The organism is Serinicoccus hydrothermalis, assembly GCF_001685415.1.
Classification (GTDB): Bacteria; Actinomycetota; Actinomycetes; order Actinomycetales; family Dermatophilaceae; genus Ornithinicoccus; species Ornithinicoccus hydrothermalis.
In genome coordinates this window covers 284046-304361 of sequence record NZ_CP014989.1, presented here as the reverse complement: position 1 = coordinate 304361, position 20316 = coordinate 284046, and the positions used below count along the sequence as shown (strand labels likewise).

At 72.5% G+C, this 20316-nt stretch carries 16 protein-coding genes; 5 read left to right on the top strand and 11 right to left on the bottom strand.

What is annotated here, in order from left to right; translation table 11 throughout:
- Positions 1-119 precede the first annotated feature (119 nt).
- Genes tkt through SGUI_RS01315 form a run of 5 tightly spaced genes read left to right on the top strand, consistent with a single transcriptional unit; the run spans position 120 to position 7791 of the window.
- Positions 120-2321 carry a transketolase gene (tkt, locus tag SGUI_RS01335; RefSeq protein ID WP_066635291.1) on the top strand — a complete coding sequence of 734 codons (2202 nt, stop codon included), beginning with the start codon at positions 120-122 and terminating at the stop codon, positions 2319-2321.
- Positions 2322-2367: 46 nt separating this feature from the next.
- A complete protein-coding gene (gene tal, locus SGUI_RS01330) occupies positions 2368-3492 on the top strand; it encodes a transaldolase (protein WP_066635288.1) in 1125 nt (374 codons plus the stop codon).
- Positions 3489-5120, top strand: coding sequence for a glucose-6-phosphate isomerase (locus SGUI_RS01325; protein ID WP_066635282.1), 1632 nt, complete (start codon positions 3489-3491; stop codon positions 5118-5120). The genes tal and SGUI_RS01325 overlap by 4 nt, the downstream gene beginning before the upstream one ends.
- Positions 5117-6670 (top strand): glucose-6-phosphate dehydrogenase, encoded by a 1554-nt coding sequence (gene zwf, locus SGUI_RS01320; protein WP_066635279.1) that lies wholly within the window; start codon positions 5117-5119, stop codon positions 6668-6670. Before SGUI_RS01325 ends, zwf begins: the two co-directional genes overlap by 4 nt.
- Positions 6667-7791 (top strand): glucose-6-phosphate dehydrogenase assembly protein OpcA, encoded by a 1125-nt coding sequence (locus SGUI_RS01315; protein WP_066635276.1) that lies wholly within the window; start codon positions 6667-6669, stop codon positions 7789-7791. The genes zwf and SGUI_RS01315 overlap by 4 nt, the downstream gene beginning before the upstream one ends.
- A 26-nt stretch (positions 7792-7817) precedes the next feature.
- Here SGUI_RS01315 and SGUI_RS01310 read toward each other — a convergent pair whose 3' ends face one another.
- The 11 genes from SGUI_RS01310 to uvrA form a co-directional block, all read right to left on the bottom strand.
- Entirely contained in the window at positions 7818-8177 is a 360-nt protein-coding gene (locus tag SGUI_RS01310) for an RNA polymerase-binding protein RbpA (protein WP_066635273.1), read from the bottom strand.
- Positions 8178-8267: 90 nt separating this feature from the next.
- Complete coding sequence (secG, locus tag SGUI_RS01305) at positions 8268-8510, bottom strand: preprotein translocase subunit SecG (RefSeq protein WP_066635270.1); 243 nt, start codon at positions 8508-8510, stop codon at positions 8268-8270.
- 109 nt (positions 8511-8619) lie between these two features.
- Positions 8620-9417, bottom strand: coding sequence for a triose-phosphate isomerase (tpiA, locus tag SGUI_RS01300; protein WP_066635267.1), 798 nt, complete (start codon positions 9415-9417; stop codon positions 8620-8622).
- Between the two features lies 1 nt (position 9418).
- Positions 9419-10636 (bottom strand): phosphoglycerate kinase, encoded by a 1218-nt coding sequence (locus SGUI_RS01295; RefSeq protein ID WP_066635264.1) that lies wholly within the window; start codon positions 10634-10636, stop codon positions 9419-9421.
- Positions 10636-11640 carry a type I glyceraldehyde-3-phosphate dehydrogenase gene (gap, locus tag SGUI_RS01290; RefSeq protein WP_066635262.1) on the bottom strand — a complete coding sequence of 335 codons (1005 nt, stop codon included), beginning with the start codon at positions 11638-11640 and terminating at the stop codon, positions 10636-10638. Before gap ends, SGUI_RS01295 begins: the two co-directional genes overlap by 1 nt.
- Positions 11641-11764: 124 nt before the next feature.
- Positions 11765-12745 carry a DNA-binding protein WhiA gene (gene whiA / locus SGUI_RS01285; protein WP_066635259.1) on the bottom strand — a complete coding sequence of 327 codons (981 nt, stop codon included), beginning with the start codon at positions 12743-12745 and terminating at the stop codon, positions 11765-11767.
- A 92-nt stretch (positions 12746-12837) separates the two neighbouring features.
- Positions 12838-13800: a gluconeogenesis factor YvcK family protein gene (locus tag SGUI_RS01280; protein WP_066635256.1), complete on the bottom strand. Its 963-nt coding sequence runs from the start codon at positions 13798-13800 to the stop codon at positions 12838-12840.
- Positions 13797-14720, bottom strand: coding sequence for an RNase adapter RapZ (gene rapZ, locus SGUI_RS01275; RefSeq protein ID WP_083190410.1), 924 nt, complete (start codon positions 14718-14720; stop codon positions 13797-13799). Before rapZ ends, SGUI_RS01280 begins: the two co-directional genes overlap by 4 nt.
- Positions 14721-14776: 56 nt before the next feature.
- Positions 14777-16696: an excinuclease ABC subunit UvrC gene (gene uvrC, locus SGUI_RS01270; protein ID WP_066635253.1), complete on the bottom strand. Its 1920-nt coding sequence runs from the start codon at positions 16694-16696 to the stop codon at positions 14777-14779.
- On the bottom strand, positions 16689-17195 hold the full coding sequence (locus SGUI_RS01265) for a Rieske (2Fe-2S) protein (RefSeq protein ID WP_083190409.1): 507 nt from the start codon (positions 17193-17195) through the stop codon (positions 16689-16691). Before SGUI_RS01265 ends, uvrC begins: the two co-directional genes overlap by 8 nt.
- Positions 17192-20194 (bottom strand): excinuclease ABC subunit UvrA, encoded by a 3003-nt coding sequence (gene uvrA, locus SGUI_RS01260; protein ID WP_083190408.1) that lies wholly within the window; start codon positions 20192-20194, stop codon positions 17192-17194. The genes SGUI_RS01265 and uvrA overlap by 4 nt, the downstream gene beginning before the upstream one ends.
- Positions 20195-20316: the final 122 nt, after the last annotated feature.

Here is a 20316-nt window from a genome sequence, read left to right as displayed (position 1 = left end):
GGACCGCTGGCCGCCCCCGCTCGCGAGGTGACGCGGAGGGACTAAGGTCGGTGGTGTACCCGGGGGCGTCGAGGCGGGCGCCCCGGCCACGAGTTCACGCATCGTCAGGAGATCCATCAGTGAGCACCTCCACCGAGAACTACACCGCTGGTCGCGACGACCAGCTCGCCCGACCGCTCTGCTCCCAGGTCGGCTGGACCGACGCCGACGTGCGGGCGGTGGACACCGTCCGGCTGCTGGCCGCGGACGCGGTCGAGAAGTGCGGCAGCGGCCACCCGGGCACCGCGATGAGCCTCGCGCCCCTGGCCTACCTGCTCTACCAGAACGTCATGACCCACGACCCGAGCGACCCGCACTGGCTGGGGCGCGACCGGTTCGTGCTGTCCGCCGGCCACTCCAGCCTCACGCAGTACATCCAGCTCTACCTGTCCGGCTACGGGCTCGAGCTGGAGGACCTGGAGGCGCTGCGGACCTGGGGCTCCAAGACCCCCGGCCACCCCGAGGTGCACCACACCGACGGGGTCGAGATCACCACCGGCCCGCTGGGCTCCGGCCTGGCCTCGGCCGTCGGTATGGCCATGGCCCAGCGCCGCGAGCGCGGGCTCTTCGACCCGGAGGCGGCACCGGGCGAGTCCCCTTTCGACCACCAGATCTGGGTCATCGCCTCCGACGGCGACATCATGGAGGGCGTCTCCTCCGAGGCCAGCTCGCTCGCGGGCCACCAGGAGCTGTCCAACCTCACGGTCATCTACGACCAGAACTACATCTCCATCGAGGACGACACGGACATCTCCTTCAGCGAGGACGTGGCGAAGCGCTACGAGGCCTACGGCTGGGCCACCGAGGTGGTCGACTGGCGCGCCACGCAGCCCTACACCGAGAACGTCGACGAGCTCTACGCCGCGCTCCAGGCCGCCCGTGCTCGCACCGACCGCCCCACGCTGGTGCTGCTGCGCACCATCATCGCCTGGCCCGCACCGGAGGCCCGGGACACCGGCGCCGCCCACGGCTCGGCCCTGGGCACCGAGGAGGTGTCGGCCACGAAGAAGCTGCTCGGCTTCGACGCCCGGCGCACCTTCGAGGTCGAGGACGAGGTCCTCGCCCACGCCCGCCGTGTGAAGGAGCGCGGCAAGGAGGCCCACGCGACCTGGGACGAGGCATACCAGGCCTGGCGCTCGGCCAACCCCGAGCGGGCCGAGCTGCTCGACCGGGTCCGCGCGCGCGAGCTGCCCGCGGGCCTCGACGACGCGCTGCCGACCTTCCCCGCCGACGAGAAGGGGATGGCCACCCGCAAGGCCTCCGGCGAGGTGCTCACCGCGCTGGCCGACGTCATGCCGGAGCTGTGGGGCGGGTCGGCCGACCTGGCCGGCTCCAACAACACCACGATGAAGGGCGTGCCCAGCTTCGTGCCCTCCTCGAAGTCCACCGACATGTTCCCCGGCGACGAGTACGGCCGGACCATGCACTTCGGGATCCGTGAGAACGGCATGGGCATGATGCTCAACGGGATCTGCCTGGAGGGGCTCACGCGGCCCTACGGCGGCACCTTCCTCACCTTCTCCGACTACATGCGCCCCTCGCTGCGGCTCGCGGCCATCCAGGAGATCAACCCGATCTACGTCTGGACGCACGACAGCATCGGGCTCGGGGAGGACGGACCGACCCACCAGCCCGTGGAGCACCTGGCCGCGCTGCGGGCCATCCCGGGCCTGGACGTCGTCCGCCCGGCGGACGCCAACGAGACGGCCGTCGCCTGGCGCACGGTCCTCGGCATCCAGGACCACCCCGCCGCGCTGGTGCTGAGCCGGCAGAACCTGCCGGTCTTCGACCGGGACGTCATGGAGTCGGCCGAGGGGACCGCCCGCGGCGCCTACGTACTGCAGGAGGCCGGCAGCGGTGAGCCCGAGGTCATCCTCGTGGCCACCGGGTCCGAGGTGCAGTTCGCCGTCGAGGCACGCGAACGGCTCGAGGCCGACGGCGTCGCCACCCGGGTCGTGTCCATGCCCTGCCGTGAGTGGTTCGCCCAGCAGGACCGGGCCTACCGCGAGCAGGTGCTCCCGCCGCGCGTCCGGGCCAGGGTCAGCGTCGAGGCGGCCGTCGGCCAGGGCTGGCGCGAGGTCGTCGGTGACGCCGGACGGCTCATCAGCCTGGAGCACTACGGCGCCTCCGCGGACTACCAGCGCCTCTACGACGAGTTCGGGATCACCGCCGACGCGATCGTCACCGCTGCCCGCGACTCCATCACCGACACCACCCGCGAGCCGGTCCCCGGCGGGGCCGAGGTCCCGGACGAGGGCGGCTCGGAGACCGTCGGCGCCTGAGCGGCACCACGCGACGGCTTCCCCCCACCACCACCTGAGGAGCGAGATGACTAACACCGCCCGCACCACCCTCCACGACCTGGCCGACGCCGGGGTCTCGGTCTGGCTGGACGACCTGAACCGGCCGATGATCTCCTCCGGGGAGCTGCAGTCCTACGTGGACCGCGGCGTCCTCGGGGTGACCACCAACCCGACCATCTTCGCCTCGGCGCTCGCCGAGGGCGACGCCTACTCCGAGCAGGTGCGCGAGTTGGCCGCCGACGGCGCGGACGTCGACGACGCGGTCTTCGCGCTGACGACCGACGACGTCCGGGACGCCTGCGACGTCCTGCGTCCCGTCTACGACCGCACCGACGGGGTCGACGGCCGGGTGTCCATCGAGGTGGACCCCGGTGCCGCCAAGGACACCGAGCGGACCGTGCAGATCGCCCAGCAGCTCTGGGAGACCATCGACCGGCCGAACCTGTTCATCAAGATCCCCGCCACCGTCGAGGGTCTGCCGGCCATCACCCAGACCCTGGCCAGCGGCATCAGCGTCAACGTCACCCTCATCTTCTCCCTCGACCGCTACCGGGGGGTGATGAACGCCTACCTCACCGGGCTCGAGCAGGCCCGGGAGCAGGGCCGGGACCTGTCCGCCATCCACTCGGTGGCCAGCTTCTTCGTGTCCCGGGTCGACGGCGAGATCGACTCCCGGCTGGAGGAGATCGGCACCGACGAGGCCCTCGCCCTGCGCGGGCGGGCCGGCCTGGCCAACGCCCGGCTCGCCTACCAGGCCTTCGAGGAGGTCTTCGGCACCCCGCGCTGGCAGAACCTCGCCGACGACGGCGCCCGCCTGCAGCGGCCGCTGTGGGCCTCCACCGGGGTGAAGAACCCCGACTACCAGGACACGATGTACGTCACCGGGCTCGTCGCCCCGCACACCGTCAACACCATGCCGGGCAAGACCCTGGAGGCCACGGTCGACCACGCCGAGCTGCAGGGCGACACCGTCACCGGGACCTACGAGGAGGCCCAGCAGGTGCTGGACGACCTGGAGCGCGTCGGGGTGTCCTACGCCGAGGTCGTCGAGCAGCTCGAGAACGAGGGCGTGGACAAGTTCGAGAAGTCCTGGTCCGAGCTGCTCGGCACCGTCCAGGACGAGCTGGACAAGGCGGAGGGCTCCAAGTGAGCACCCTCGCCGTCCAGGCCCTCGGGGCCGCGGCCGACGCCGTCGAGCACCACCTGCCCACCCTGGTCTCGGACCGCGTGGCCTCCCGGCTCTTCGAGCAGGACCCCACGCTGTGGGGACCGGACGCCGAGTCCGAGGCCTCCATCCGGCTGTCCTGGGTCGGCCTCCCCCGTTCCTCCCGGCCGCTCGTCGGGGAGATCGAGGCGCTGGCCGAGGAGCTGCGCGAGCGCGGCGTCGACCGCGTCGTGCTCTGCGGCATGGGCGGCTCCTCGCTGGCGCCCGAGGTCATCACCGGTACCGCCGGGGTGCCCCTGGTCGTGCTGGACAGCTCCGACCCGGACATGGTCCGCGGGGCGCTGGAGGAGGACCTCGCCGGCACCGCCGTCGTCGTCTCCTCCAAGTCCGGCTCGACCCTGGAGACGGACAGCCAGCGCCGGGCCTTCGTGCACGCCTTCACCGAGGCGGGCATCGACCCGACCGAGCGCATCGTCGTCGTCACCGACCCCGGGAGCCCGCTCGACGAGCAGGCTCGGGCCGACGGCTACCGCGTCGTCAACGCCGACCCCGAGGTGGGCGGGCGCTACTCCGCGCTGACCGCCTTCGGGCTCGTCCCCTCCGGGCTCGCCGGGGTGGACGTCGGGGCGCTGCTCGACGAGGCCGAGGAGGTCGCCGACCTGCTCGCCGAGGACGACGAGGCCAACCCGGGGCTGCGCCTCGGGGCCGCCCTCGCGGGCACCGAGCCGCTGCGCGACAAGCTGCTCTTCACCGACGCCGGGTCCGGCATCGTCGGGCTCGCGGACTGGGCCGAGCAGCTCATCGCCGAGTCCACCGGCAAGCAGGGCACCGGCGTGCTCCCGGTCGTGGCCCCGGACGGACCCTCCCCCACCCACGGCATCCAGGACACCTCGGACTGCACCGTCGTGGTCCTGGCTCCGGAGGACGACGACACCGACGGTGGTCCGGCCCGCACGGACGCCGACTCGGTCGTCGAGGTCTCCGGCTCCCTGGGCGCCCAGATGCTGCTGTGGGAGGTCGCGACCGCCGTCGCGGGCCACCTGCTGGGGATCAACCCCTTCGACCAGCCGGACGTCGAGAGCGCCAAGAAGGCTGCCCGCGAGATCATGGAGGGCGGTGCCGACGCCGCCGGCGCCCCGGTCCTCACCGACGGCGCGGTCGAGGTCCGCACCGGTGGCGGGGGCTGGCTGCCCGACGGCACCGACAGCCTCGAGGGCGCGGTCGCCGCGCTGCTCGACCAGCTCGACCCGGCCCGCGGCTACCTCGCGGTGATGGTCTACCTCGACCGGCTCGAGCAGGCCGACCTCGCCGACGTCCAGGGTGAGCTCGTGGAGCGCACCGGGCGCCCGGTCACCTTCGGGTGGGGCCCGCGCTTCCTGCACTCGACCGGCCAGTACCACAAGGGTGGGCCCGCCCAGGGCGTCTACCTGCAGGTCACGGGCGCGCCGCGGACGGACCTCGACGTGCCCGGCAAGGACTTCACCTTCGGGGAGTTCATCGCCGCCCAGGCGGCCGGGGACGCGGCGGTGCTCGCCGACCACGAGCGGCCGGTGCTGCGCCTGCACCTCACCGACCAGGCAGCCGGGCTGGCCCAGCTGCGCGAGGCGTTGTGAGCGGCCCCGCGCCCGCACCTGTCACCGCCGACACCAACCCGCTGCGCGACCCGGACGACAAGCGCCTGCCGCGCATCGCCGGGCCGTGCAGCATGGTCATGTTCGGCGTCACCGGTGACCTGGCCCGCAAGAAGCTCATGCCGGCGATCTACGACCTGGCCAGCCGCGGGCTGCTGCCGCCCGGCTTCTCCCTCGTCGGTTTCGCCCGCCGGGACTGGGCGGACCAGGACTTCGCCAAGGTCGTCTACGACTCGGTGCGCCAGCACGCGCGCACCGAGTTCCGCGAGGAGGTGTGGCGCTCCCTGGCCGAGGGCTTCCGCTTCGTACCGGGCGCCTTCGACGACCCGGACGCCTTCGAGCTGCTGGCCCGCACGGTCCGCGAGCTGGACGAGGAGCGCGGCACCGGCGGCAACCACGCCTTCTACCTGTCGATCCCCCCGTCGTGGTTCGCCGACGTCTGCACCCGGCTGCAGGAGTCGGGCCTCTCCGACCCGCGGCCGGGCACCTGGCGACGGGTCGTCATCGAGAAGCCCTTCGGTCACGACCTGCGCAGCGCCCAGGAGCTCAACGAGATCGTCGAGGGCGTCTTCCCGGCCGACTCGATCTTCCGGATCGACCACTACCTGGGCAAGGAGACGGTCCAGAACATCCTCGCCCTGCGCTTCGCGAACCAGCTCTTCGAGCCGGTCTGGAACGCCAACTACGTCGACCACGTGCAGATCACCATGGCCGAGGACATCGGCATCGGCGGGCGCGCGGGCTACTACGACGAGGTCGGTGCGGCCCGGGACGTCATCCAGAACCACCTGCTCCAGCTCCTCGCGCTCACGGCGATGGAGGAGCCCGTCGCCTTCACCGCGGACGCGGTCCGGGCGGAGAAGGAGAAGGTGCTGGCCGCGGTCAGCCTGCCCGAGAACCTCGACACCGCCACCGCCCGCGGCCGCTACGCCGCCGGGTGGCAGGGCACCGAGAAGGTGGACGGCTACCTCGACGAGGACGGGGTGGACGCCGCGAACCGCACGGAGACGTATGCCGCGCTCAGGGTCGACGTGCGGACGCGCCGCTGGGCCGGGGTCCCGTTCTACCTGCGGACCGGCAAGCGTCTGGGCAAGCGGGTGACCGAGATCGCCGTGGTCTTCCGCCGGGCCCCGCACCTGCCCTTCACCTCGACCGCCACCGAGGAGCTGGGCGCCAACGCCATCGTCATCCGCGTGCAGCCGGACGAGGGGATGACGATGCGCTTCGGGTCCAAGGTCCCCGGGAGCCAGATGGAGGTGCGCGACGTCTCCATGGACTTCGGCTACGGCTCCTCCTTCACCGAGTCCAGCCCCGAGGCCTACGAGCGGCTCATCCTCGACGTCCTCCTGGGCGAGCCGCCGCTCTTCCCCCGGCACGCGGAGGTCGAGCAGTCCTGGCGCATCCTGGACCCGGTCATCGAGCACTGGGCCGCGAGCGACCGGCCGCCCGAGGACTACCCCGCCGGGACGTGGGGCCCGGACGGGTCGGACCAGATGATGCGCCGCGACGGCCGGGAGTGGAGGCTGCCATGATCGTCGACCTGCCCAGCTCGAGCGCGGCGGACGTCGCCAAGAACCTCGTCCGGTTGCGCAACCAGGTCGGGGCCATGGCCATGGGTCGTGTGCTCACGCTGCTCGTCGTCGTGGACGAGGAGCTCGCCGACGAGGCGGTGGAGGTGGCCAGCGAGGCCACCCGCCAGCACCCGGCGCGCATCCTCGTGGTGGTCAGCGCCAACGCCCGCGGGCGGGGGCGTCTCGACGCGCAGATCCGGGTCGGCGGCGACGCCGGCGCCTCGGAGATCGTCGTGCTGCGCCTCTACGGCGAGCTGACCCGGCACGGAAGCTCGGTGGTCACCCCGCTCATGCTCCCGGACTCCCCCGTCGTGGCGTGGTGGCCCGGGCAGGCGCCCTCCGACGTCGCCGGCTCTCCCCTGGGCCGGATGGCGCACCGTCGCATCACCGACGCCGCGGCCCCCACCGGGGCGAAGACGGGCACCCAGCTGCGCCGCCGGACCAAGCACTACCAGCCCGGTGACACCGACCTCACGTGGACGAGGATCACCCGCTGGCGGGCGCTGCTCGCGGCGTCGCTGGAGAGCGAGCCGTTCGAGTCTGTCCAGCGGGCCGTGGTCGCGGGCGAGCCGGACTGCCCGAGCTGCGACCTGCTCGCGGGCTGGCTGGCCTCGTCGCTGCGCTGCCCGGTGGAGCGGGTGCGGACCCCTGTGGGGTCCGGGGTGCAGAGCGTGCGGCTCGAGCGCGCCTCGGGACCGGTGGACCTCGTCCGGCTGGACGACTCCGGCGGCACGGCCACGCTGTCGATGGTCGGCAGCCAGCCCCGCCTGGTGGCGCTGCACACGCCCACCCTGCCGGCGGCCCTCACGGCCGAGCTGCGGCGGCTGGACGCGGACGAGGTGTATGCCCGGTCGCTGTGCAGCGGCCTCCCCCAGGTCCGCCGCGGCGGAACCGCCTCCGGCGCCGCGCGTGCCGGCGACCTCCCGGCCGGTCCGGCGGAGGTCGACCGGTCCGGTTCCTCCCGGCTCGGCAGCAGGTCCTTGCAGAAGGCCCCGGAGCCACCCTCCAAGGCGGACTCGAACGCGGTCGAGGAGGCCGTGCAGGAGGGGCTGGAGCAGATCGAGGAGGACGCCTCGGACTGAGGTGACGGTCGGCGCGGCGGCGGTAGTCAGCGACCGCCGCCCCCGACCCCCCGCTCCCGCATCCGGGCGAGGGCCTCGTCGAGCAGGGCCGCGCCGTCGGAGTCGCTACGGCGCTCCTTCACGTAGGCGAGGTGCGTCTTGTAGGGCTCGGTCCGCGGGGCCTCCGGCGGGGTCGTGCGGTCCTGGCCGGCCGGCAGGCCGCACCGGGGGCAGTCCCAGACGTCCGGGACCTCGACCTCGCCGTCCTGGGCGAAGCTGGGCCGGGTCTCGTGACCGTGCGCGCACCAGAAGCTGACCCGGACCCGGGGTGCGGCGTCCCCGCGCTCGCTCTCCCCCATGGGGCCGGACCCCACGCGCGAGCCACGGATGGCGTTGGTGTTGACCATGTCTTGCCTCGTTTCGGCACCGACCTGCAGCGGACGGGGACACCCTACCCCGGCGCACCGGCATACCTCCCCCACCGGGGTGAGGCGAGCTCAGCTGAAGCGGACGAGCACCCCGAGGCCGACGATCACCGAGACCCACACCAGGGCCATCGCCACGGTGATGCGGTTGAGGTTGCGCTCCGCGACCGAGCTGCCGCCCAGGCTGCTGCTCATGCCTCCCCCGAACATGTCGGACATGCCACCGCCGCGGCCCTTGTGCATCAGGATCAGCAGCACCAGGAAGCAGCTGGTGATCACCAGCAGGGCGTCCAGGAACCAGCGGACGAACTCCACGTGGGCACACCTTGTCGTCGAACGGGCGAGAGGTCTGGTGCCCCGGACCCGCAGGGGCACCAGACAGCCTAACCGACGCGGCAGGGCCGCGCCGACGAGGGCACGGGTGTCAGCCGGTCGCGCCGGCGTGCTGCTGGTAGCGGCAGATGGCGGCGAAGTCGTCCACCGACAGCGACGCCCCGCCGACCAGGGCACCGTCGACGTCCGGGCGCCGCATGATCTCGGCGACGTTGCCCGGCTTGACCGAGCCGCCGTAGAGCACCCGGAGCCCGTCGGCGACGGAGCTGCCGACCAGCTCCTCGACGGTGGACCGGATCGCGGCGCAGACCTCCTGCGCGTCGTCGGGCGTCGCCACCTCGCCGGTGCCGATGGCCCAGACCGGCTCGTAGGCGACGACGACGCGGGCGACCTGCTCCGCGTCGAGATCGCCCAGGGCGGCCCGCAGCTGGGCGACGACGTGCTCCACGTGGGTCCCGGCCTGCCTCACGTCGAGCGGCTCCCCGACGCACAGGATCGGCGTGAGGTCGTGCCGCAGCGCGGCGCGCACCTTGGCCCCGACGAGCTCGTCGGACTCCTCGTGCCCCTCGCGCCGCTCGCTGTGGCCCACGACGACGTAGGTGCACCCCAGCTTGGCGAGGAAGGCGCCGGAGATGTCGCCGGTGTAGGCCCCCTCGTCGTGCGGGCTGAGGTCCTGACCGCCGTAGCGCAGCGCGAGCTTGTCGCCCTGCACGAGGGTCTGCACCGAGCGCAGGTCGGTGAAGGGTGGCAGCACGACCACCTCGACGGCCGCGTGGTCGTGCCGTCCGTCGCGCAGGGTCCAGTCGAGCTTCTGCACGAGGTGGGTGCCCTGCAGGTGGTCCAGGTTCATCTTCCAGTTGCCCGCCATCAGCGGGGTCCGTGTCGCCATCTCAGTCCTCCAGCACCGACAGTCCGGGAAGGTCCTTGCCCTCGAGGTACTCCAGGCTCGCCCCACCGCCGGTGGAGATGTGGCTGAAGTCGTCGTCGGTATGCCCGAAGTCCCGGACCGCGGCGGCGGAGTCCCCTCCGCCGACGACCGTGAGGGCACCCTCGGAGGTCCGGTCGACGAGGGCCTGCGCCACGGCTCGGGTGCCCCCGGCGAAGGGCTCCATCTCGAAGGCCCCCATGGGGCCGTTCCAGAAGATCGTCTGCGCATCGGCCAGCCGACCGACGAAGAGCTCCTCGGAGTCCGGGCCGATGTCCAGACCCATCCGGTCGGCCGGCATGGCGTCCGCGGGCACGACCTCGTGGGCGGCGTCCGCGGAGAAGGCGTCGGCCACGACCACGTCGGTGGGCAGGACGATCTCGACGCCGCGCTCGGCGGCGGTCTCGAGGTAGCCCTTGACCGTGTCGACCTGGTCCTCCTCCAGCAGGCTGGTGCCGACCTCGTGGCCCTGGGCCTTGAGGAAGGTGAAGACCATCCCGCCGCCGATGAGCAGCCGGTCCGCCACGGTGATGAGCGACTCGATGACGCCGAGCTTGTCGCTGACCTTGGCGCCGCCGAGGATCACGGCATACGGGCGGCGCGGGTCCTCCCGCAGGGCGCGCATGACCTCGACCTCGGAGACGACGAGCCCGCCGGCGGCGTGCGGCAGGAGCCGCGGCACGTCGTAGACCGAGGCCTGGGCCCGGTGGACCACGCCGAAGCCGTCGGAGACGAACGCGTCGGCCAGGGCGGCCAGCGCCTGCGCGAAGTCGGCACGTTCCTCGTCCGTCTTGGCCGTCTCGCCGGGGTTGAACCGGAGGTTCTCCAGGACGAGGACGTCGCCGTCCGCCAGGGCCTGCACCGCGGCGGTGGCGCGGTCCCCGACCGTCTCCTCGACGAAGGACACGGTGATGTCGTCGTCGAGGAGCTCGTCGAGGCGGGTCGCCACCGGGGCCAGGGAGTACTTCGCCTCCGGCGTGCCCTTGGGGCGGCCGAGGTGGGCGCAGACCACGACCCGGGCGCCCTCGCGTGCGAGCCGGGTGATCGTGGGCACCGAGGCGCGGACGCGTCCGTCGTCGGTGATCTCCTGCCCGTCGAGCGGCACGTTGAGGTCGCTGCGCACCAGCACGGTGCGACCCGCCAGCCCGCCGAGCTCGTCGCTGAGCTGATCGATCGTCCGCATCAGAGCGAGCTGCCCACCAGCTCGACGAGGTCCACGAGGCGGTTGGAGTAGCCCCACTCGTTGTCGTACCAGCCGACGACCTTGACCTGGTCGCCGATGACCTTGGTCAGCCCGGAGTCGAAGATGCAGGACGCGGGGTCGGTCTCGATGTCCTTGGAGACGATCGGGTCCTCGGTGTAGGTGAGGATGCCCTTGAGCTCGCCGTCGGCCGCCTTCTTCAGCGCGGCGTTGACCTCCTCCACGGTGACCTCGCGCGAGGCCTGGAAGGTGAGGTCGGTCGCGGAGCCGGTCGGGACCGGGACGCGCAGGGCATACCCGTCGAACTTGCCCTTGAGCTCGGGCAGCACCAGTGCGACCGCCTGCGCGGCACCGGTCTTGGTCGGCACGATGTTGAGCGCGGCGGCGCGGGCGCGGCGCAGGTCGCCGTGCGGTCCGTCCTGGAGGTTCTGGTCGGCGGTGTAGGCGTGGATGGTCGTCATGAGGCCCTTGACGATGCCGAACTCGTCGTTGAGGACCTTGGCCATCGGCGCCAGGCAGTTCGTGGTGCAGGAGGCGTTGGAGATGATGTCGTGGGTCGCCGGGTCGTAGTCCTTCTCGTTGACGCCCATGACGACGGTGATGTCCTCGTTCTTGGCCGGCGCGGAGATGACGACCTTCTTGGCACCGGCGTCGAGGTGGGCCTTGGCCTTCGTCGCGTCGGTGAAGATGCCGGTCGACTCGACCACGACGTCGGCACCGAGCTCGCCCCAGGGCAGCGCGGTCGGGTCCTTCTCGGCGAACGCCTTGAACGCCTTGCCGTCGACGCTGATCTCGTCCTCGGAGCTGGTCACCTCGCCGTCCAGCCGTCCGAGGATCGAGTCGTACTTGAGCAGGTGGGCCAGGGTCGCGTTGTCGGTGAGGTCGTTGACGCCGACGATCTCGACGTCCGCCCCGGAGGCCAGCACGGCCCGCATGAAGTTGCGGCCGATGCGCCCGAAGCCGTTGATCCCTACGCGAACGGTCATGAAAACCCTTCCTCGATGGTTGGTCGGCGGCCCGCCGGATGCGCACCGCCCGTGTCAGACGCCGTCGTCCTCCCCCCAACCTAGCGGCAGGTGCAGGCCCGCACCACATCGGTATGACGTGGCGTCAGTCCTCGAGCATGTCCGGGGTGATGTTGGCCTCGGTGCCCTCGATCCCGAGCTCCTCGGCACGCTTGTCGGCCATGGCGAGCAGCCGGCGGATGCGTCCGGCGACCGCGTCCTTGGTCATCGCGGGGTCGGCCAGCTGGCCGAGCTCCTCGAGGCTGGCCTGCTTGTGCTCCAGACGCAGGGTGCCGGCGACCCGGAGGTGGTCCGGGACGTCGTCGCCGAGGATCTCCATGGCGCGCTCCACGCGGGCTCCGGCCGCCACCGCGGCCCGCGCCGAGCGGCGCAGGTTGGCGTCGTCGAAGTTGGCGAGCCGGTTGGCCGTGGCCCGCACCTCGCGGCGCATCCGGCGCTCCTCCCAGGCGAGGACGGCGTCGTGGGCCCCGAGCCGGGTGAGCATCGCCCCGATGGCGTCGCCGTCCCGGATCACCACCCGGTCGACCCCGCGCACCTCCCGCGCCTTGGCCTGGATGCCCAGGCGGCGGGCCGCTCCGACCAGCGCCAGGGCCGCCTCGGGGCCGGGGCAGGTGACCTCCATCGCCGACGAGCGGCCCGGCTCGGTGATGGAGCCGTGGGCGATGAAGGCACCGCGCCAGGCGGCCTCGGCGTCGCAGACAGCCGCACCGACGACCCGCGGCGGCAGGCCCCGCACGGGGCGACCGCGGTGGTCGATCAGCCCGGTCTGGCGGGCCAGCGACTCCCCGTCGGAGGTGGCGCGCACGACGTACCGCGTCTGCTTGCGCAGCCCGCCGGGGCTCAGGACCATGAGCTCGCTGCTGGAGCCGTAGACCTCGGCCATGAAGGTGCGCAGCCGGCGGGCACTCTGCGCGGTGTCGAGCTCGGCCTCGATGACGATGCGTCCGCCCACGATGTGCAGCCCCCCGGCGAAGCGCAGCATCGTCGAGACCTCCGCCTTGCGGCAGCAGGTGCGGGTGACGGGGAGCCGGCTCAGCTCGTCCTTGACCTTCGCGGTCATCGCCACGGCAGTCATCCTCCTCGGTCGGCCGGTCGCGCTCCCCGGGGTCCGGTCCCCCGAGGACCCCGGAAGGCTACCCTCTGGCGGGGCTGCCGCGCTCACAGCCCCTGCTCCGCCATGACGTCCCGGTAGGCCGCCGCGAGGCGCAGGGTGTCGTGGACCCCTGGGTGGTTCTGCTTGCCGACGGTCGTGAGCACGAGGCTGGCGCCCACCCCCGCGACCGCGGCCTCCAGGGCCGCCCGCTCGGCGTCGGTGCGCGCGACCTGGGGGTCGGCGATGACGTGGTCGAAGGTCAGGTCGGGGGCGTGCGTCGCGACCGCGGCCACGTGCTCGGCGAGGGTGTAGCCGCTGGCCTCGTCGTCGCTCAGGCTGACGTTGAGGGTGAGGATGCGCCGGGCCGGGGTGTCGCACAGCGCCTGGCGCAGCTCGGGCACGAGGAGGTGCGGCATGACCGAGGTGAACCACGAGCCGGGGCCGAGGACCACGAGGTCGGCGAGCTTGATCGACTCCAGGGCCTCCGGACAGGCGCGCGGCGCCTCGGGGATGAGGCGGACCGACCGGACCGTGCCGGGGTGGGCGGCGACCGTCGACTGACCACGCACGGTCGTGAGCAGCGCGGTGCCGGACCCACCCGGCTGCTCGATCTGGGCCTCGATGTCGAGCGGGTCCAGCGCCATCGGCAGCACCCGCCCTCGCGTGTTGAGCAGACGGCCCACGAGGTCCAGACCGCGCACCTGCTCGTGCGGCCGGAGGTCCCAGAGGGCCATGATGAGCAGGTTGCCCAGGGCGTGACCGGACAGCTCGCCGGCCCCGCGGAAGCGGTGCTGCAGGACCGCCGACCACTGGTGCCCCCAGGCCGTGTCCTCGCATAGCGCCGCCAGGGCCATGCGTAGGTCGCCGGGAGGCAGGATGTCGAACTCCTGCCGGAGCCGGCCGCTCGAGCCACCGTCGTCGGCCACGGTGACCACCGCGGTGATCGCCTCGGTGAGGTGCCGCAGCGCGTGCAGCGAGGCGGACAGGCCGTGCCCGCCACCCAGCGCGACCACCCGTCGCCCGCTCACTCGCGCCCCAGGTCCCGGTGGAAGGTCGAGATCTGGACGTCCAGCTCCTGCAGGTCGGCCAGCCGCCGGGCGAGCTCGTCGGCCGTGGCCACGGAGCGGTGCTTGCCGCCGGTGCAGCCGACGGCCACGGTGACGTAGCGCCGGCCCTCGGCGAGGTAGCCCCGGACCGCGGTGCGCAGCAGCTGCTCGGCGTGCCGGATGTAGTCCTGCGCCAGGTCCTGACCGAGGACGAACTCGCGGACCGGGGCGTCCTTGCCGGTGTGGGGGCGCAGCTCCGGGTCCCAGTAGGGGTTGGGCAGGAAGCGCAGGTCGAGGACGACGTCGGCGTCCAGCGGGATGCCGTACTTGAAGCCGAAGGCCATGACCGCGAAGCGGAGCTTGACGTCGGCATCCCCGGCGAGCAGGGAGTCGATCTTGGCCGCCAGCTCGTGGACGTTGTAGTTGGAGGTGTCGAGCACGAGGTCCGCGTCGGAGCGGATGTCGCCGAGCATCCGGCGCTCCCGGCGGATGCCGTCGAGCAGCAGCCCCTCGCCCTGCAGCGGGTGCGGTCGGCGGACCGCCTCGAAGCGGCGCACCAACGACTCGTCCGAGGAGTCGACGAAGACGACCCGCGGCCGCCAGCCCCGCTCCCCCAGGGTGTGCAGCGCCCCCGCGAGCTCGCTGGTGAAGTCGCGGCTGCGGACGTCGGCGACGACCGCCACCCGCTGCCGCTGCGGGTCGTCCGCGGTGAGGTCCATGAGCCGCACGATCATGGCCGGCGGGAGGTTGTCCACGACGTACCAGCCGCGGTCCTCCAGCACGTCCCCGGCGGTCGTCCGTCCCGCCCCGGACATCCCGGTGAGGATGACGACGTCGGAGCGGCCCACCGCACCGGGCGGTGCCGGCGGCTGCTCGCCCAGGTCGGTGCGCCGTGCCGTCACGTCCGTCCTCCCATCCGGTCCCGGGTGCCGGTCCGCCGCCCCGGGCTCTGCCGGACTCACTCGAGCACCTCTCCGGTGCTCAGGTTAACCGCCGGGGTGAGGTTATCGCCCGCGAGCCGTTCGTGCACCACGGCCGCCAGCGACGGACCGACCCCGGGAACCTCCTGGAGCTCCTCCACGGTGGCGGCCCGGACCGCCTTGACCGAGCCCAGGTGGCGGAGCAGCGCCTGCTGCCGTGCCGGGCCCAGGCCGGGTATGCCGTCCAGCGCGCTCGTGGTCATGCTGCGGGACCGCCGCTGCCGGTGGAAGGTGTTGGCGAAGCGGTGCGCCTCGTCGCGGACCCGCTGGAGCAGGTAGAGCGCCTCGCTGGTCCGGGGCAGCACGACCGGGAACCCGTCGATGTTGTCGGCGCTCCAGACCTCCTCCAGCCTCTTGGCCAGCCCCACCACGGTGACGTCGGTGACGCCCACCTCGCTCAGCGCCGCCTGCGCGGCCCGGACCTGCGGCAGCCCTCCGTCGACGACCACGAGGTTCGGGGGGTAGGCGAACCTCGCCGGCCGGCCGTCCTCGTCGGCACCCGGTGCCGGCGCGTGCGACAGGTGGCGGAAGCGGCGGGTCAGCACCTCGTGCATGGCCGCGGTGTCGTCCCCCGTGCCCTGGCGCACGATGAAGCGGCGGTACTCCCCCTTGCGCGGCAGACCGTCCTCGAAGACGACCATGGACCCGACCACGTCGCTGCCCTGCACGTGGCTGATGTCGAAGGACTCGATCCGCAGCGGGGCGTCGTCGAGCTCCAGCACCTCCTGCAGCTCCTGCAGGGCCTGGGAGCGCAGGGTGAGGTCCCCGGAGCGGGCCACCTTGTGCCGGGCCAGCGCCTGCTCGGCGTTGCGGGTCACCGTCTCCATGAGGGTGCGCTTGTCGCCCCGGCGCGGCACCCGGACCGAGACCCGCGACCCGCGCAGCCCGCCGAGCCACGCGGCGACGTCCGCGTCACCGCTGGGCAGCACGGGCACGAGCACCTCGCGGGGCACCTCGTCCCCCCGCTCGCCGCCGTAGACCTGCTGCAGCAGGTGCTCGACGATGTCCGGCAGGTCCTCGGCGCCCTTCTCGCTGACCCACCCGCGCTGACCCCGGATCCGGCCGCCGCGGACGTGGAACACCTGGACCGCGACCTCGAGCTCGTCGTCGGCGAGGGCATACACGTCGGCGTCGGTGGCGTCCGGGAGCACGACCGCGGAGCGCTCCAGGGCGCGGCGCAGGGCGCCGACGTCGTCGCGGAGCCGGGCCGCGGTCTCGAAGTCCAGCTCGGCGGACGCGCGCCGCATGCGCTCCTCCAGGTCCTTGACGAACCTCGCGCTGTCCCCGGCCATGAAGGCGCAGAAGTCCTCGGCGATGCGCCGGTGCTCCTCGGGGTCCACCCGCCCGACGCACGGGGCGGAGCACTTGTCGATGTAGCCGAGCAGGCAGGGCCGCCCCACCTGGCCGGCGCGGCGGAAGACGCCGGCCGAGCAGGTGCGCACCGGGAAGACCCGCAGCAACGTGTCCAGCGTCTCCCGGATGGCCCAGGCGTGCGTGTAGGGGCCGAAGTAGCGGGTGCCGGTGCGCTTCTTGCCGCGCATGACCTGGGCCCGGGGGAACTCCTCGCCCATGGTCACGGCGAGGTACGGGTAGGACTTGTCGTCGCGGTACTTGACGTTGAAGCGCGGGTCGAACTCCTTGATCCAGGAGTACTCCAGCTGCAGCGCCTCCACCTCGTTGCGCACGACGGTCCAGTCGACGCGGGCCCCCGTGGTCACCATCTGCCGGGTGCGGGGGTGCAGGGCCGAGAGGTCCTGGAAGTAGGAGGTCAGCCGGGAGCGTAGGGACCTGGCCTTGCCCACGTAGATGACCCGCCCGTGCTGGTCCCGGAACCGGTAGACCCCCGGGTCGGTCGGGATCTCCCCGGGACGGGGCCGGTAGGACTGCGGGTCAGCCACTGATCACGACGTCCGAGTCCTCCACCCGTGCCTCGACGGTGGTGAGGCCGGTGGTGGCCGGCCCCGAGAGCACGGAGCCGTCCTCGCTGGCGAAGGTGCTGCCGTGGCAGGGGCACACGAGTGCGCCGTCCTCCCCGGTGCCGGAGACCATGCACCCCTGGTGCGGGCAGGTGGCGTCGTAGGCGACCACCTCGCCCTCGGTGGGCTGGGCCACGATGAGCTGTTCCGCGTCGAGGTAGGTGCTGCCGCCGACCGGGACGTCGGCGAGCGGGACCCTCGTCTCCCCCGCCGCAGCCGTCCCCGTGCCCGTCGTGGCGTCGTCGCTGCCGGACGACCCGGAGGCGGCAGGTTCCTGCGTGCCGCCCGGGCCGCAGGCCGCGAGCGAGGCGGCCGCCGCAGCGGCGCCACCGGTGGTCAGCAGCCGACGCCGCGTCGTGCCGCCGGGGCAGGCCCCGCCCGCGCACGAGGGGTCCGGGCTGGGGTGGTGGGGTGAGCTCATGCGGTGGACCTCCGATCCAGACCGAGCACCGGCGCGAGGAAACGACCAGTATGGCTCGCCTCCACCCGGGCGACCTGCTCGGGGGTACCCTCGGCGACCACCCGGCCACCGCCCCGGCCGCCCTCCGGGCCCAGGTCGAGCACCCAGTCGGCCGACTTGATGACGTCGAGGTTGTGCTCGATGACGAGCACGGTGTTGCCCTTGTCGACCAGGCCCTGCAGGACCCCGAGGAGGCGTCGGATGTCCTCGAAGTGCAGGCCGGTCGTGGGCTCGTCCAGGACGTAGATGGTGCGTCCGGTCGAGCGCTTCTGCAGCTCGGCGGCGAGCTTGACCCGCTGCGCCTCTCCCCCGGACAGGGTCGTCGCGGGCTGGCCGAGCCGAACGTAGCCCAGGCCCACCTGGACCAAGGTGGTCAGGTGCCGGGCGATCACCGGCACGGCGGAGAAGAACTCGGCCGCCTCCTCGATGGGCATGTCCAGCACGTCGGCGATGGTGCGTCCCTTGAAGTGGACCTCGAGGGTCTCCCGGTTGTAGCGCCGGCCGTGGCAGACCTCGCAGGGGACGTAGACGTCCGGCAGGAAGTTCATCTCGATCTTGAGCGTGCCGTCGCCGGAGCAGGCCTCGCAGCGGCCTCCCTTCACGTTGAAGGAGAAGCGACCGGGCTGGTAGCCGCGCACCTTCGCCTCGGTCGTCGTCGCGAAGAGCTTGCGGATGTGGTCGAAGAGCCCGGTGTAGGTGGCCGGGTTGCTCCGCGGCGTCCGGCCGATGGGGCTCTGGTCGACGTGCACCACCTTGTCCAGCTGGTCCAGGCCCTCCACCTTGCGGTGCCGACCCGGGACGTGACGGGCACCGTTGAGCTGGTTGGCCATGACGCGGTACAGGATGTCGTTGACCAGCGTGGACTTGCCCGAGCCGCTGACCCCGGTGACCGCGACGAGGTTGCCGAGCGGGAAGGCGACGTCGATCTGCTGCAGGTTGTGCTCGCGCGCCCCGCGGACCGTGACGGCGCGACCGTCCTGCGGGCGTCGCTGCGGCGGCGTCTCGATGGCCTTGCGGCCCGAGAGGTACTGCCCGGTGAGGGAGGTGGGATGCGTCAGGAGGTCCTTCACCTGGCCGCTGTGGACCACGTGGCCGCCGTGCTCGCCCGCACCGGGACCGATGTCGACGACCCAGTCCGCGGTGGCGATGGTGTCCTCGTCGTGCTCCACCACGATGAGTGTGTTGCCGAGGTCGCGCAGCCGGGTGAGCGTCTCGATGAGGCGCCGGTTGTCCCGCTGGTGCAGGCCGATGCTGGGCTCGTCCAGGACGTAGAGCACGCCGACCAGGCCCGAGCCGATCTGGGTCGCGAGCCGGATGCGCTGGGCCTCGCCACCGGAGAGGGTCCCCGCCGGGCGGTCGAGCGAGAGGTAGTCCAGACCCACGTCGAGCAGGAAGCCGAGGCGGGCGTCGATCTCGCGGCTCACCTGCCCGGCGATGGCGGCCTCCCGCTCCGTGTAGTCGACGGAGGCGAGGAACTCGGCGCACTGGTCGATGGGCAGGGCGCACACCTCGGCGATGCTGCGACCCCCCACGAGGACGGCCAGGATCTCCGGCTTGAGCCGGGCGCCCTTGCAAGCGGGGCACGGGACCTCGCGCATGAAGCCCTCGTAGCGCTCCCTGCTGCTCTCGGACTCGGTCTCGGCGTGCTTGCGCTTGACGTAGGGCAGCACGCCCTCGAACCCGGTGGAGTAGCTGCGCTCGCGACCGAAGCGGTTGCGGTAGCGGACGTGCACCTTGTGCTTGTAGCCCTGCAGGATCGCGTCCCGCGCCCGACCGGGCAGCTGCTTCCACGGCACGTCGAGGCGGAAGTCGAGGTCGTCGGACAGACCCCCGAGCACCCGGAGGAAGTAGTCGCTCAGGCCCGAGGCCGTCGACCAGGGCACCAGCGCGCCGCCGAGGATGCTGAGGTCCTCGCGGACGACGAGCTCGGGGTCCACCTCGAGCTCCACCCCGATGCCGGTGCACTCCGGGCAGGCGCCGAAGGGGCTGTTGAAGGAGAACGAGCGCGGCTCGACCTCGTCGATCGACAGCGGGTGGTCGTTGGGGCAGGCCATCCGCTCGGAGAAGCGCCGCTCCCGGGGCAGCGGCTCGCCGGACTCGTCCACGGGCGCCTCCCGCCCTGAGCCGGCCTTCTCTCCCGGGGTGGCGGGGGCGTCGACGAACTCGGCCACCATGATGCCGCCGGCGAGCGAGAGGGCGGTCTCGACCGAGTCGGTGAGCCGCCGGGCGTAGGCCCGGTCCACCGGCGGGGTGGCCGACCCCTCGGTCGCCTCGCCCACCTTGCTCACGAGCCGGTCGACGACGACCTCGATGCTGTGCTTGCGCTGCTTCTCCAGGGTCGGGGGGTCGCTGAGGGAGACGAGCTCGCCGTCCACCCGCGCCCGGGCGAAGCCCTTGGCCTGGAGCTCGGCGAAGAGGTCGACGAACTCGCCCTTGCGGCCGCGCACCACCGGGGCCAGCAGCTGGTAGCGCACCCCCGGGGGCAGCTGGAGCAGCCGGTCCACGACCTGCTGCGGGGTCTGCCGCTCCACCGGTTCGCCGCAGACCGGGCAGTGGGGTCGGCCCACCCGGGCATACAGCAGCCGCAGGTAGTCGTAGACCTCGGTGATGGTGCCCACGGTCGACCGGGGGTTGCGGTTGGTCGACTTCTGGTCGATGGAGACCGCGGGCGACAGCCCCTCGATGAAGTCGACGTCCGGCTTGTCCATCTGCCCCAGGAACATGCGGGCGTAGGCGGACAGCGACTCGACGTAGCGCCGCTGGCCCTCGGCGAAGATGGTGTCGAAGGCCAGGGAAGACTTGCCGGAGCCGGAGAGCCCGGTGAAGACGATGAGGGCGTCCCGGGGGATGTCGACCGAGACGTCGCGCAGGTTGTGCTCACGCGCACCCTGGACGACCAGACGGTCGTGCCGGGCGCGTGACACGGCGGACGAAGGAGGCGAGGATGGCACGACCCCCACTGTAGGCCGCGAGACTGACACACCCCGTGCCGCGCGGCTTTTCCGTCAGGGCAACTGCATAGGTATGCTGGCCTCTGCATGAAATTCGCGCAGGGTCAGCATGCCCCGTCCCGAGCCTCGGT